The 15,923-nt window shown below is 71.1% G+C and carries 3 protein-coding genes; 2 read left to right on the forward strand and 1 reads right to left on the reverse strand.

What is annotated here, in order from left to right; genetic code table 11:
* Together D7V97_RS25555 and D7V97_RS25560 are read left to right on the forward strand one after the other, a co-directional pair.
* Window positions 1-2,829, forward strand: a 2,829-nt coding sequence (locus tag D7V97_RS25555) for a type I polyketide synthase (protein WP_120613252.1), incomplete at its 5' end; no start/stop codon positions are given.
* A complete protein-coding gene (locus tag D7V97_RS25560; RefSeq protein ID WP_120613253.1) occupies window positions 2,826-3,107 on the forward strand; it encodes a hypothetical protein in 282 nt (93 codons plus the stop codon). The genes D7V97_RS25555 and D7V97_RS25560, both read left to right, overlap by 4 nt.
* Window positions 3,108-3,126: 19 nt before the next feature.
* Here the strand turns inward: D7V97_RS25560 and D7V97_RS25565 are convergent, their stop codons facing one another.
* Window positions 3,127-15,882, reverse strand: a complete 12,756-nt coding sequence (locus D7V97_RS25565; RefSeq protein ID WP_233583197.1) for a non-ribosomal peptide synthetase — start codon at window positions 15,880-15,882, stop codon at window positions 3,127-3,129.
* Between the last annotated feature and the right edge of the window lie 41 nt (window positions 15,883-15,923).

Below are 15,923 nucleotides of genomic sequence, written 5' to 3' on the forward strand. Positions count from 1 at the left end.
CGGGGGTTCCTGGAGGGGTGCCGGGGCCGCCCCGTCCTCGTCGTGCCGCACCCGGACGTGGATGGGCTGGCCTCCGGGGTGCTGATGCTGCGCGCGCTCCAGTCGCTGGGAGCACGCCCGACGGCGCTGGGAGATCCGATTGAGGTCGCGGCGCTCAAGCAGGTGTTCCAGGGCGTGGCGCCCGGGGCGTGCGGCCTGGGGGGCGTGAAGAGCAACTTCGGGCACCTGGATGCCGCGGCGGGCATGGCGGGGGTGATCAAGACGGTGCTGTCGATGGAGCACGGGCAGCTTCCCCCGACGCTGAACTTCACGGCGCCGCATCCGTTGCTGGAGCTGGAGGACAGCCCGTTCCAGGTGGTGTCGAGCCTGCGCGCGTGGGAGGGGCCACGGCCCCTGCGGGCCGGTGTGAGCGCGCTGGGGATTGGCGGGACGAACGCGCACGTGGTGTTGCAGGAGGCACCGCGATGGGAGACGGAGCCTGCGCGGCGCGAGGACGAGGTGCTGCTCGTGTCCGCGAAGACGGAGGCGGCGCTGGAGCGGATGACCGTGGCGCTCGCGGATCACCTGCGTGAGCGCGCGGTGATGGGCACACGACCGGAGCAGTTCGCGGATGTCGCGCACACGTTGCAGGTGGGCCGGGCTCGCTTCCCCTGGCGTCGCTTCGTCGTGTGCGGCCGGGGCGAGGATGCGACGGCGCTCCTGACCGGAGAAGCCCCGGAGCGGTTGCGCACCGTGTTCGATGAAGGCGAGTCGCGCGGAGCGGCCTTCCTGTTCCCGGGTGGCGGTGCGCAGCGCGTGAACATGGGCGAGGCGTTCCTGCGCGAGCCTGCCTTCCGTGCCGCCATCGACACCTGTGCGGAGTGGCTTCGGGGACCGCTGGGCGCGGACCTGCGGGACGTGATGTTCGCGGGACCGGAACGCTTCGACGCCGCGTCGCGTGAGCTGGACCGCCCGCTGTGGTCCCAGCCCGCGCTGTTCGTGTGTGATTGGGCCCTGGCGCAGCTGTGGCTGTCGTGGGGCGTGAAGCCAGAGGCGCTGCTGGGGCACTCGCTGGGCGAGTACGTGGCCGCGTGCCTCGCGGGGGTGTTCACGTTGGAGGAGGCGCTGGGGCTCGTCGTGGCCCGGGGCCGGCTGATGGAAGCGATGCCCGCGGGCGCGATGGTGTCGGTGCTCGCGCCGGTGGGGCAGGTGGAAGCGCTGCTGGGGACCGCCGTGTCGGTGGCGGCGATCAACGGTCCGGAGACCTGCGTGCTCTCCGGTCCGCTGCCGGAATTGGAGTCCGTCGAACAGGCGCTGACCGCGCGGGGCATCGAGCACAAGCGGGTGCGGTACGCGCGCGCCGCGCACTCCTCGATGCTGGAGCCCTTCCTGGAAGGCTTCGCGCGGGAGGTCGGCCGCGTGAAGCTCCGCGCGCCCACGCTGCCCGTGGTGTCCAGCCTCACCGGTCGTTGGTTGCAGGAGCGTGAGGCCACGTCCACGGACTACTGGGTGCGCCACCTGCGGCACACGGTGCGCTTCTCGGACGCGCTGGAATGTCTGCTGGAATCCGGGGACCGGGCGTTGCTCGAAGTGGGGCCCGGGACGACGTTGACCGCGCTGGCTCGGCAGCATCCGGCGCGCAAGGCGCAGCCCGTGCTGGCGACCCTGCCGACAAAGGGTGACGCCCCCGCGAGCCCGCTGACGGCCCTGGGAGAAGCTTGGGCCGCGGGCGTGGACGTGGACTGGGAGCGCTTTCGCGGCGGTGAGCTGCGTCGGCGCGTGGACCTTCCGACGTACAGCTTCGACCGCGTGCACTACAGCCTGGACGAAGTCCCGTCCGCCAAATCCAGCCCGGTCCCGCTTGAGCCTGCGGCCGCTGTTCGTGCGGTCCCGACAGGACGGGTGCGTCGGCGCGGTGAGCGCATGCCTCCCCGCGATGCCGCGGAGCGGATGCTGGTCGAGTGCTTCCAGCAGTTGTTCCGGCTGGAGGACGTGGGCATCCAGGACGACTTCTTCGCGCTGGGCGGGGACTCGCTGCTCGCGCTCCGGTTGCTCGCGATGATCTCGGAGCGGTTCGACAAGCGGCTCCCGTTGAAGGAGATGCTGACCTCTCCCACGGTGGAGCTGCTGGCCCGGAGGCTGGGTGGCAAGGCGGAGGCCCGCCCCCTTCCGCCGGGTGTGGCGCTGCTCCAGCAGGGCACGCGCGGACCGCCGCTCTTCTTCGTGCACGCGGCGGGAGGCCAGTCGGTGTTCTACCGGGAGATGGCGCAGGCCACCGACGCAGGGCGGACGGCCTACGCCTTCGAGTCGCGCGGGTTGGAACCCGACGGCCCGTTGCATACGTCGGTTGATGAGATGGCGACGGCCTACCTGGAGGCCGTGCGCGCGTTGCAGCCCACGGGGCCGTACCTGCTCGTCGGCGCATCGTTCGGCGGCGCGGTGGTCTACGAGATGGCCCGCCGGCTGACGGCCGAGGGCCACGCGGTGCCGGTGTGCGCGCTGCTCGACACGCCGGGACCGGGGGACGTGGCGGAAGCCCAGGCGGGCGGGGTGGGCTTCCAGCAGGAGACGCCCTTCACGGATCCGGAGCAGGAGCGCCGGTTCGTGAGGGTCTGGGAGGTGAACATGGCCGCCCTGCGCCAGTACCCGATGCCCCGCTTCGAGGGCGGCACGCTCCAGTTCTTCCGCGCCGGCACGCAGCTGGAGCACATGCCGAAGCATCCAGAGCTGGAGTGGCTGGACACGGGCGCGGTGGTGCGGGTGGAGACGGTGCCCGGCAACCACGCGTCGATGCTCACCGGGCAGAACGCCCAGACCCTGGGCGCGAAGCTCGCGACCCTTCTTCCATGACAGCGCGACAGCCCCGTCTCCATCGCTACTGGATCCAGCTCCCCGAGGACGTGCTGCGCGCGCGGGGGCTGTGTGGCGGCTGTGGCGTGACCGCGTATGACCTGGACGATGCCCGTCGGATCCTCCAGGCACAGCTCTTCAAGGAGACGCCGCTCCCGACCTTCACGCACGTCACCGAGGACGTGGACGTGACCACGCTCGACGCTGGGCATGTCCTGCCCAACATGGGCGTCTGTAGCTGGAGGGGGATCTGGTACCCCCTGGGCTGCGGCCCATGACGTCAGTGTCCTCGGGTTCCTACCCGGAGCCCGGCCTCCCGCGTCGCTGGGCCATGCGCCGCAGGTTGTCCCGGCGCTGCGTGCCCGGGTCCTGCGCGGGGGCCGGTGCTTCGGGAGGTTGATCCTTCGGCGGTGCCAGATGCCCCGCGAGGGCGCGCACCGTGGGGAACTGGAAGAGCGTCACCAGCGGGACCTTTCGGCCCACCAGCGCCTCCAGCTTCGCGTGCACGGATTGAAGCAGCAGCGAGTTGCCGCCCAGGTCGAAGAAGTTGTCCCCCGCGCCCACGCGGTCCACGCCCAGCACCTGGGCCCAGAGCGCCGCCAGTGTCTGCTCCAGTCCGACTTCGGGCGCGCGGTAGTCCTCGCTCAGCTCGGGACGGTGCAGGTCCGGTGCGGGCAGGGCAGCCCGGTCCGTCTTGCCATTGGGTGTGAGCGGCAGCCGCTCCAGCACCACGAACGCCGACGGCACCGCGTGCTCCGCGAGCGATTGGCGAAGGGCAGCGCGCAGCGCGTCCACCGTGAACCCCATTCCTTCGCGGAGCACCACGTACGCGACCAGTCGCTTCTGGCCGGGCACGTCCTCGCGCACCCGCGCCACGGCTTCCTTCACCGAGGGATGCGCCAGGAGCGCCGCCTCCACCTCGCCCAGCTCGATGCGGAAGCCGCGCACCTTCACCTGCGAGTCCCCGCGCCCACGGAACTCCAGGTTGCCGTTCGCGAGCCACCGCACCACGTCCCCCGTGCGGTACATGCGCGCTCCGGGCACACCGGAGAACGGATCCGGGCCGAACCGCTCCGCCGTGAGCGAGGGCTGTCCCAGATAGCCGCGCGCGACGCTGGCGCCTCCCAGGTACAGCTCTCCCCACAGCCCCACCGCGACCGGCAACCCCGCGCCATCCAGCACGTACGCGCGCACGTTGGGCTCCGGCCGTCCGATGGGCGGCAGCACGCCCTCGGGGCCCTCGGGAGACACGAGCGCGGAAGTCGCCGCCACCGTGTTCTCCGTGGGGCCATAGCAGTTGACCCACTGGCCGGGGACGGAGGGGCCGGGGCGGCGGTGCAGCACGTCTCCCGCGACGTGCATCCGACGCAGCGGCATCCCCGCGGGCCACGGCACCTCCAGCGCCGCTTCCGCCATGGGCGTGGGCATCGACGCCACCGTGATGCCTTCCTCCGCGAACCACTGCACCAGCCGAGCCGTCTCCGCGCGCACGTCGTCCGGTGGCAGGTGGAGGCTCGCGCCGTGCGTGAGCGTGGGCCACGTCTCGACGACCGAGGCGTCGAACGCGAGCCCCATCAGCAGCGGAGAGCGGTCGCCTGGAACGAGCCGCATGTCGGCGACGTAGCCCGCCACCAGGTTGTCCAGCCCGCCGTGCGTCACCGCCACGCCCTTGGGTCGGCCGGTGCTGCCCGACGTGTAGATGACGTAGGCGAGGGAGCCCGCGTCCAGCGTCACGTCCGGCGCCGTGCCCGGCTGCGCCTCCAGCGTGGGTTCCGCGTCCAGGCACAGCACGCGCACCCCAGTGCCCTCGAAGCGGGAGGCGAAGGCCTTGCGCGTGACGACGATGCGCGCCCCGCTGTCCGTCAGCACATGCCGCCACCACGCCTCCGGCCACGCGAGGTCCATTGGCAGGTAGGCCGCGCCCGCCTTGAGGATGCCCAGCGAGCCCCACACGTATCCGGGCGTGCGGTCCAGGCAGAGCGCGACCACGGCCTCCGGCTTCACGCCTTCCGCACGCAGCAGGTGCGCGAGCCGGTTCGCCGTCGCCTCCAGCGCCCCGAAGGTCATCCGCTCACCACCGCTCGACAGCGCGAGCGCTTCAGGTCGGATCCGGGCCTGTTCGCTGATGCGCGCGGGGACGTGAAGGTCCCGGGGCAATTCGAGCGCGGTGTCATTCCACGCGACGAGGAGTTGATGGCGCTCGCGCTCCGACAGCAGGGACAGCGACGCGAGCGGGCGCCGCGGGTCTTGCGTCACCTGCTCCAGCAGGCGCACGTAGCGTCCGGCCATGCGCTCCACCGTCGCCTCGTCGAAGAGCGCCGTGTTGTATTCCCAGTGCGTCAGCAACCCGGTGGCGGATTCGCGCACGAACAGGGTGAGGTCGTGTTTCGCGAGCCCCGGCTCGAAGGGCACCGGCCCCGTCTCCAGCCCGCGCAGGGGCATCGCGGGGAAGTCCTTGTAGAGCGCGAACACCACCTGGAACACCGGCGTGCGGCTCAGGTCCCGGGGCGGTTGGAGCGCGTCCACGAGCTGTTCAAAGGGCAGGTCCTGATGCGCGTATGCCCCCAGGCACGTCTCGCGCACGCGGCCCAGCAGGGCCTGGAAGCCCTCGTCTCCGGACACCCTCACCCGCAGGGGCAGGGCGTTGACGAAGAAGCCGATGAGCCCCTCCACCTCGCGGTGGTCGCGGCCGGAGATGGGTGAGCCCACCACCACGTCGTCCTGGCCGCTGTCGCGCGCGAGCAGGGCCTGGAAGCCCGCGAGCAGGGCCATGAACGACGTGACGCGCTGCTGGTGACACAGCTCGCGCACGGCGGCGTCCACGGCGGCGGGCACTCGCACGATGAGCGCCGCGCCCTGCTGGGACTGCACGGGGGGACGGGGCCGGTCGGTGGGAAGCTCCAACGCGGTGGGCGCGCCTCGCAGGTGCTGCTTCCACCAGGAGAGCCGCGCGTGGAGCGCTTCGCCCTGCAACGCCGCGCGCTGCCAGCGGGAGTAGTCGGTGTAGCGGATGGGCAGCGGTGGCAGGTGCGGTGTCTGGCCTCGGGTGAAGGCGTCGTAGAGGGTGCCCAGCTCGCGCCCCAGCACGTCCGCGGACCAGCCGTCCGTGACGATGTGGTGCATGAGCAGCAGCAACGCGTGGTCCTCTTCGTCCAGCCGCACCAGGGTCGCCGTGAGCAACGGTCCGGTGCGCAGGTCGAAGACGTGGCGCATCTGCCGTTCGGCCCGCTGGCGCAGGACGGTGTCACGCTCCGCGAGTGACACGCCTTCCCATCGCTCGAGGTCGAGGACGAAGGAGACTTCAGGCAGCACGCGCTGCACGGGCTGTCCGTCCACCTCCGCGAACACCGTGCGCAGGGCTTCGTGGCGTTCGACGAGCGCCGCGAGCGAGCGCTCCAGCGCGGCCACGTCGAGAGGTCCCTTGCACCGGATGAACAGGGGGAAGTTGAAGGCGAACCCACCCGGGGTGAGCTTGTCGATGAACCACAGCCGCTGCTGCGGGAAGGACTGGGGCGCGATGTCCCCGGGCTCCACCCGCACCAGGGGCGGCGCCTGGAGGGGACGGGCTTCCTGTCGCAGGGCTTCGATGCGCACGGCCAGTTCGGCGAGCGTGGGCGCTTCGAAGAGCATGCGCACGGGCAGCTCCAACTGGAGCGCTTCGCGCAGCCGGGAGGCCACCTGGGTCGCGAGCAACGAGTGCCCACCCAACTCGAAGAAGTGGTCCTGCGTGCCCACGCGCGGCACGCCCAGCAGCGGCGCCCAGATGTCCGCGATGAGCTTCTCCACCGCGGAGACCGGGGCCACGTAGGCCGTGCCCGTGACGGCTTCCTCGTGCGGGACGGGCAGGCCGTTGCGGTTGACCTTGCCGCTCGGGGACAGGGGCAGGGTGTCCATGCGCACGAGGGCCGACGGCACCATGTACTCCGGCAGTCGTCGTGCGAGCGCCTGTCGCAGCAGGTCCGGTGCGAAGGAGGACTCCGGCTGCACCACGTAGCCCACCAGGCGCCGCAGTCCCGGCGTGTCCTCGCGCACGATGACGACCACGTCCCGCACGTCGGGCAGGGCGCGCAGGGCGGACTCCACTTCACCCAGCTCGACGCGGAAGCCGCGCAACTTCACCTGGCCATCCAGGCGACCGAGGAACTCCAGTTGCCCGTCCGCGAGCCATCGCGCCTTGTCGCCCGTGCGGTAGAGGCGTGCGCCTGGCGTGGTGCTGAAGGAGGAGGGCACGAAGCGTTCGGCGGTCAGGTCCGGACGCCCGTGGTAGCCGTGGGCCAACCCCTCGCCGCCCACGTAGACCTCGCCCGGGACGCCGATGGGGCAGGGCTCTCCCCGTGCATCCAGCACGTAGGTCTGCACGTTGGGCAGGGGTGTTCCCACGGGAGGCAAGGCGGGCCACGTCTTCGGCGGGCCCGAAGCACGCCACGCGGTGACGGCGTGCGTCTCTGAAGGGCCGTACTGGTTTTCAAGGACGCAGCCGGGCAGCCGCTCGAAGAAGGACACGAGCGCGGGCGTCACCTGGAGCTGTTCGCCCGCGGTGATGACCTCGTTGAGCGGGGGCAGCTCCGGCGCGGTGCGTGCGGCGTCGCTCAAGGACTGGAGCGCGACGAAGGGCAGGAAGATCCGCTCGACGCGGTGCTCGCTGAGGAAGCGCAACAGGGCAGGCGGGTCACGGCGCAGCTCGGCGGAGCTGAGCAGGACGCGTCCGCCAATGCACCAGGTGCCGAAGAGCTCCTGGAACGAGACATCGAAGTTGAGCGAAGCGAACTGAAGGGTCGTGGCCTCTGCATGCACGGCACGCTTGAGCAGCCACGCGAGCATGTTGCCCGCGCCCCGATGGGACATGGCGATGCCCTTGGGGCGTCCCGTGCTGCCGGAGGTGAAGACCACGTAGCAGACAGCTTCAGGCGACAGCTCCACCTCCGGAGACGCAGTGGGACGCGCGGCGATGGCGGCGGCTTCGCTCTCCATCGTGACGATGCGAGCGGAGGTGTTCGGAGGAAGGGCGTGCACGAAGTCCGCATGCGCGAGGACGACGGGCGCCTGGGTGTCCTCCACCATCAGGGCCAACCGTTCGGCCGGGTAGTTCGGATCCAACGGGACATAGGCAGCACCCGCCTTGAGAGTGGCGAGCACCGCGACGGGCATGTCCAGGCTGGAGCGCTCCAGACACAGGCCTACCGTGCTCCCAGGTCCCACGCCCAGGGCGATGAGGTGGTGCGCGAGTTGGTTGGCGCGCGCATTGAACCGCGCATAGGTCAGTGACGCGGTGCCATCCGTGACCGCGACCGCGTCGGGAGTCCGCGCGACCTGCGCCTCCACCCACCGATGCATGAGTCCCGGCGCGAACGACAGATCCTTCGCGGCGTTCCAGGTCGCCACGACCTGTTGGCGCTCCTCCTCGGACAGCAGGGGCAGGGCGGACAGGGGCTGTTCGGGATGGCGGACGGCGCCCTCCAGCAGGCGCACGAAGTGCGCGGCCATGCGCGCGAGGGTCGCCTCCTCGAAGAGGGCGGTGTTGTACTCCCAGAACGCTGTCAGCCCCTGTGCTGACTCGCGCACGAAGAGCATGAGGTCGAAGCGTGAGACGCCCGTCTGGAACGGGACGTCCTCCGCGTGGAGGCCCGGCAACGACAGGGGCATGGACGCCTGTTGCAGGACGAACAGCGTCTGCACCAGCGGTGCACGGCTCAGGTCGCGCGGAGGCTTGAGCGCATCCACGAGCTGTTCGAACGGCAGGTCCTGGTGCGCGAAGGCTCCCAGGCAGCTCTCCCGTACGCGGCGCAGGAGCTGGCGGAAGGAGCGTGAGCCGGAGACGTCTGCCCGCAGCGCGAGCGTGTTGACGAAGAAGCCGATGAGCCCCTCCACCTCGCGGCGGTTGCGGCCGGAGATGGGCGAGCCGACGACCAGGTCCTCCTGTCCGCTGTAGCGCGCGAGCAGAGCCTGGAAGCCCGCGAGCAGCGTCATGAACAGCGTGGTGCCTTCGCGCTGGCCCAACGCGACGAGGGCGCTGGAGAGCGCGAGCGGCAGCGCGACCTGGAGGTACGCGCCGTGGAAGGTCTGCACCGGCGGGCGCGGCTTGTCCGTGGGCAGGTCCAGCACGGGCGGTGCTCCGGCGAGCTGCTCCCGCCACCACGCCACCTGCTCTTCCAGCACGTCTCCCTGCAACCAGGCCCGCTGCCACAGCGTATGATCCGCGTACTGGATGGGCAGCGGAGGGAGCACGGCCTCGGTGCCCTGGAGGCGCGCGAGGTAGAGGGCATCCAGTTCGCGCTGGAGCACGGCGATGGACCAGCCGTCGAAGACGCTGTGATGGAACGTGAGCACCAGGACGTGGTCGTCCTCCGCCAGCCGCAGCAGCGTGGCCCGGACCAGCGGGCCCTGGCGCAGCTCGAACGGCACGTGGGCCTCGGCTTCCACCTGTCGCTGGAGTGCCGCTTCCGGGCCCACGTCCACCTGCTTCACCGTGAAGTCCCAGGCGGGGCCGATGCGCTGCACCGGTTGCCCGTCCACTTCGTCGAACGTGGTGCGCAGCACTTCGTGACGCCGGATCAGCGCGCCGAGTGACTCCTCCAGGGCACGTACCTCCAGCGGTCCCCGGAGGCGGGTGACCAGCGGGACGTTGTACGCGTGCGCACTGGTGTCGAGCTGCGAGATGAACCACAGCCGCTGCTGGGAGAACGACTGCGGGATGAGCCCATCCCGAGGCTGCGGCACGAGCGGCGGCGCTGGCTTCCGGTGCGCGCCGTGCAGCAACTCCTCCAACCGCGCGGCGAGCCCGGCGACGGTGGGCGCCTCGAACAGGACGCGCAGGGACAGGTCCACCTGGAAGGCTTCCCGCAGTCGGGAGACGACCTGCGTGGCGAGCAGCGAGTGTCCGCCCAGCTCGAAGAAGTGATCCTGCAATCCCACGCGCGGCAGCACGAGCAGGGACGCCCAGATGTCGGCGATCACCTTCTCCACCGACGTCAGCGGAGCAACGTAATCGTCCGGGGACTTCGTCTCCTCCGTGGGCGCGGGCAGGCCGTTGCGGTTGACCTTGCCGCTCGGGGACAGGGGCAGGGTGTCCATGCGCACGAAGGCCGATGGCACCATGTGCTCCGGCAGTCGTCGCGCCAACGCCTGTCGCAGGACGTCCGGTGCGAAGGAGGACTCCGGCTGCACCACGTAGGCCACCAATCGCCGCAGTCCCGGCGTGTCCTCGCGCACGATGACGACCACGTCCCGAACATCGGGCAGGGCGCGCAGGACCGCTTCGACCTCGCCCAGCTCGACGCGAAAGCCGCGCAACTTCACCTGTCCATCCAGGCGGCCGAGGAACTCCAGTTGCCCGTCCGCGAGCCACCGCGCCTTGTCGCCCGTGCGGTAGAGGCGTGCGCCCGGCGTGGTGCTGAAGGGGGAGGGGATGAAGCGTTCAGCGGTCAGGTCCGGACGCCCGTGGTAGCCGTGGGCCAACCCCTCGCCGCCGACGTAGACCTCGCCCGGGATGCCGATGGGACACGGTTCGAGACGTGGATCCAGCACGTACGCCTGGACCGAAGGAATGGGCGTTCCCACGGGAGGCAAGGCGGGCCACGTCTTCGGCGGGCCCGAAGCACGCCACGCGGTAACGGCGTGCGTCTCCGAAGGGCCGTACTGGTTTTCGAGGACGCAGCCGGGCAGCCGCTCGAAGAAGGACACGAGCGCGGGCGTCACCTGGAGCTGTTCGCCCGCGGTGATGACCTCGTTGAGCGGGGGCAGCTCCGGTGCGGTGCGTGCGGCATCGCTCAAGGACTGGAGCGCGACGAAGGGCAGGAAGAGGCGTTCGACGCGGTGCTGGACGAGGAGTCGCAGCAGGGCCGGCGGGTCACGGCGCAGCTCGGCGGAGCTGAGCAGCACGCGTCCGCCAATGCACCAGGTGCCGAAGAGCTCCTGGAACGAGACATCGAAGTTGAGCGAAGCGAACTGGAGCGTGGTGGCTTCGGCTCGGACCGCACGGCGGGTCAGCCACGCGAGCATGTTGCCCGCGCCCCGATGGGACATGGCGATGCCCTTGGGGCGTCCCGTGCTGCCAGAGGTGAAGACGACGTAGCAGATGGTTTCGGGCGACAGCTCCACATCCGGAGATGACGTGGGGCGTGCAGCGATGGCAGCGGCTTCGCTCTCCAGCGTGACGATGCGTGCAGAGGTGCCCGGAGGCAGTGCCTTCACGAACGTCGCATGCGCGAGGACGACGGGCGCCTGGGTGTCCTCCACCATCAAGGCCAGCCGTTCAGCCGGATAGTTCGGATCCAGGGGGAGGTAGGCAGCGCCGGCCTTGAGCGTGGCAAGCACGGCAATCGGCATGTCCAGACTGGAGCGCTCCAGACACAGGCCCACCGTGCTCCCAGGTCCCACGCCCAGCGCGATGAGGTGGTTCGCGAGCTGGTTGGCGCGTGCATCGAACCTCGCGTAGGTCAGTGACGCGGTGCCATCCGTGACCGCGATGGCATCGGGAGTCCGCGCGACCTGCGCCTCCACCCACGCGTGGATGAGGCCCGGCGCGGGGAGCCGCTCCTCGCGCGTGTTCCAGCCCACCAGGACCTGCTGGCGTTCCTCCTCGGAGAGCAGCGGCAGGGTCGCCAGGGGCTGTTCAGGATTCGCGACGACGCCCTCCAACAACCGCACGTAGTGCGCGGCCATGCGCGCGAGCGTCGCCTCTTCGAAGAGCGCGGTGTTGTATTCCCAGTAGGCGACGAGCCCATGCGACGTCTGCCGCATGAACAGCATGAGGTCGAAGCGCGAGACCCCGGACTGGAACGGGAAGTCCTCCACCGCGAGGCCCGGCAACGACAGCGGCGCGGACGCACGCTGGAGCACGAACATCACCTGGACCAGCGGCGTGCGGCTCAGGTCGCGCGGAGGCTTGAGCGCATCCACGAGCTGTTCGAACGGCAAGTCCTGATGGGCGAAGGCCCCCAGGCAACTCTCCCGCACGTGGTGCAGGAGCTGGCGGAACGAACCGGTCCCCGCCGCTTCCGTGCGCAGCGCGAGCGTGTTGACGAAGAAGCCGATGAGCCCTTCCACCTCGCGGCGGTTGCGGCCGGAGATGGGCGAGCCGACGACCAGGTCCTCCTGTCCGCTGTAGCGCGCGAGCAGAGCCTGGAAGCCCGCGAGCAACGTCATGAACAGCGTCGCGCCCTCGCGCTGGCCCAGCAACTGGAGCGCTCCATGAAGCGCGGGCGGCAGCGCGACCTGGAAGTTCGCGCCCTGGAAGGTCTGCACCGGCGGACGCGGCTTGTCCGTGGGCAGGTCCAGCACGGGCGGTGCCCCCGCGAGCTGTTCGCGCCACCAGGTGAGCTGTTCCTCCAGGTCCTCGCCCTGGAGCCATTCCCGCTGCCACCGCGCGTAGTCCACGTATTGGAGCGGCAGGGGCGGGAGCGCGGCTTCGATGCCCTGGAGCCGCGCCGGGTAGAGGACATCCAGCTCGCGCTGGAGCACGTCGATGGACCACCCGTCGAACACGATGTGGTGGAAGACGAGCAGCAACACGTGGTCGTCGTCGGTGACGTGCAGCAGCTGGCCTCGCACCAGCGGGCCCCGTCGCAGGTCGAACGGGCGGCGCACCTCCGCTTCCAACCGCGACTGGAGCGAAGCAGGCGCCACCTCCACCTGCTTCAACGTGAAGTCCCACGCGGGGCCGATGCGCTGCACCGGCTGTCCGTCCACCTCGTCGAACGTGGTGCGCAGGGCGTCATGGCGCCGGACGACGGCGGCGAGGGCCTGCCCCAGCGCCCTGGCATCCAGCGCCCCGCGCAGCCGCGTGACGAGCGGGACGTTGTAGGAGAACCCGAGCGTGTCCAGCTGCGAGATGAACCACAGCCGCTGCTGCGCGAACGACTGCGGCAGCCAGCCGTCCCTCGGGCCGGACACCAGCGGGAGGGAGCGCAGCTTGCTGCCGCCCTGTCGCAGCGCCTCGATGCGCGCGGCGAGCCCCGTCACGGTGGGCGCCTCGAACAGGGCCCGCACGGAGAGGTCCACCTGGAAGGTCTCCCGCAACCGGGACACCGTCTGCGTGGCGAGCAGCGAGTGGCCTCCCAGCTCGAAGAAGGAATCGTGCGCGCCCACGCGCGTGCGCCCCAGCAGGGACGCCCACACCTCGGCCACCGCCGTCTCCGTCGCGGTGACTGGCGCCACGTAGGTGCCCTCCGGGAGCAGGGACTCCCCGGGCGTCACGAGCGCCTTGCGGTCCACCTTGCCCACGGGCGTCAGGGGCAACCGGTCCAGCTTCACGAACGCGGATGGCACCAGCGGGCCCGGCAACCTCGCGGAGAGGCCGGCGCGCAGCGTGCCCGGGTCCACGTCCGCACCGACCACGTACGCCACCAGGCGCTTGTCACCGGGGGCGTACTCGCGCACCTCGGCCACCGCGTCCTCCACGCCGGGCAGGTGGCGCAGGGCGGTCTCCACCTCGCCCAGCTCGATGCGGAAGCCGCGCAGCTTCACCTGGGTGTCCGCGCGGCCCATGAACGCCAGCCGTCCGTCCGGCTGCCACCGCGCGCGGTCTCCCGTGCGGTACAGCCGCGCTCCCGGAGTGGAACTGAAGGGATGCGGGATGAAGCGCTCGGCGGTCAGCGCCGGTTGCCCCAGATAGCCCCACGCGAGGCCGTCGCCGCCCACGTACAGGTCGCCCACCAGGTCCACCGGCACCGGCTCCAGGTGCGCGTCCAGCACCAGCGCCTGTGAGTTCTCCAGCGGCAACCCGATGGGCACGGGCAGCCGCGTGTCCTGCGCCCGCGTCACCTGATGCGTGGTGGAGAAGGTGGTGTTCTCCGTGGGGCCGTAGCCGTTGACGACCGCGCGGCCCGCGTCCAGGAGCTTGCGCGCGGCCACGGGGGAGAGCACGTCGCCGCCGGTGATGACCTGTCGCACCCGCGCGAGCGCCGCGGGCCGGGCCAGGGCCAGCTGCTCGAAGAGGGCGGTGGTGAGGAACAGCGTGGTGATCTGCTCGCGCTCCAGCGTCGCGTCCAGTTCCTCCAGTGAAGGCGTGTGCGGCGGGAACAGGACCAGCTTCGCGCCGTGGAGCAGCGCGCCCCACAGCTCCAGCGTCGCCGCGTCGAACGAGGCCGGCGCCAGTTGGAGGAACACTTCCTCCGGCCCGAACCGCACGAAGGTCGTCCCCTTCACCAGCCGCGCCACGGCCCGGTGCGGAACACAGACGCCCTTGGGCTGGCCGGTGCTGCCGGACGTGTACATGACATAGGCGAGCGCCTCCGCGGGGAGGTGCACCGTGGGCGCGTCACTCCGCGCGTCGGCGAAGGCCCGCCATGACGGGTCGAGCATCACCACCCGCACGTCCAGCGTCGGCAGCGCGGCCTCCCGTCCCGGCTGTACCAGCAGCACGGCGATGCGGGCATCGCGCGCCATCAGCTCCAGGCGTTCGGCGGGATAGGCCGGATCCAACGGGACGTACGCGCCCCCCGCCTTGATGATGGCGAGCGTGGCCACCACCAGCTCCAGCGAACGGCCCGCGCACAGGCCCACCGGCGTCCCCACGTCCACGCCCAGGTCGCGCAAGTGATGCGCGAGCTGGTTCGCGCGCGCCTCCACCTGCGCGTACGTGAGGCGCTCGCCCCCGGCCTCCAACGCGATGGCGTCAGGCGCGCGCGCGACCTGTTCAGCGAAGAGGGCGGGCAGGGACGCGTCACGCGGGTACGCGACGGAGGCGCCCGTCCCCGCGTCGAGCAGGCGCTGCCGCTCCCGCGAAGACAGCAGGGGCAGCGCGGCCACGGGGCGCTCCGGCTCCGCGACGGCGGCCTCCAGGAGCCGCGAGTAGTGCTCCGCGAGGCGCGCCACCGTGGCCTCGTCGAAGAGGTCGGTGTTGTACTCCCAGATTCCCACGAGCCCGTCGGGCGTCTCGCGCAGGAAGACGGTGAAGTCGAAGCGCGACACGCCCGGCTCGAAGTCCAGCTCCGACGTCCGCAGCCCCTCCAACTCCAGCGCCGGCACCGCCGAGTGTTGCAGCGTGAAGAACACCTGGAACAGCGGCGTGCGGCTCAGGTCGCGCTCGGGCTGGAGCGCGTCCACGAGCTGTTCGAAGGGCACCTCCTGGTGCGCGTACGCGTCCAGACACGTCTTGCGCACGCGGTGCAGCAGCTCACCGAAGCCCAGGTGTCCGGCGCCCTGGACTCGCAGCGGCAGCGTGTTGATGAAGAAGCCGATGAGCGGCTCCACCTCCTTGCGCGTGCGGCCGGAGATGGGTGAACCGATGACGAGGTCGTCCTGGCCGCTGTGGCGCGAGAGCAGCAGGTGCATGCCACCCAGCAGCGCCATGAACAGTGTCACGCCCTGCTTGCGACACAGCGCCTCCAGCTCCCGCCCCAGCCCCACGGGCAGCGCGTGTCGGTACACCGCGCCCCGCGTGGACTGCGCCGCGGGCCTGGGCCGGTCCGTGGGCAGCTCCAGCGCGGCGGGCGCTCCCGCGAGTTGACCGCGCCACCACTCCAACTGCTGTTGCAGCACGTCCCCCTGGAGCCACTGACGCTGCCAGACCGCGTGATCCGCGTACTGCACCGGCAGCGTGGGCAGCGCCGCTTCCGTGCCGGAGACCCAGGCCGCGTACAGCGCCTTCAGCTCCCGCTCCATCACCGTGAGCGACCAGCCGTCGCAGCAGATGTGGTGCAGCATCAGGAGCAGTACGTGCTCCGTCGGACCCAGGCGCACCAGCCGCACGCGCACGAGCGGTCCCACGCCCAGGTCGAAGGGCTCGCGCGCCTCGGCCTCCGCGAGCGCGCGCAGGGCGGCTTCTCGGCCCACGACGGGCACGGCCTCCAGCGACTCCACCCGCAGCGACAGCGGCAGCTCCGGGGCAATGCGCTGCACCGGCCTGCCGTCCACGACGGCGAACGTGGTGCGCAGGGCTTCGTGCCGCTCCACCACCGTGGCCAGGGCGCGCTCCAGCGCGGGCACGTCCAGCGGGCCGGTGAGCCGCGCGAAGTACGGGACGTTGTAGGAGATGCCCCCGGGCGTGAGCTGCTCGATGAACCACATCCGCTGCTGGCCGAAGGAGAGCGGCAGCGCGGCGTCGCGGGACACGGGGAGCACCGGCGGCGCGCGGCGGCGGGTCCTCGCGGGGG

This window comes from Corallococcus sp. CA053C (assembly GCF_003611675.1).
Classification (GTDB): domain Bacteria; phylum Myxococcota; class Myxococcia; order Myxococcales; family Myxococcaceae; genus Corallococcus.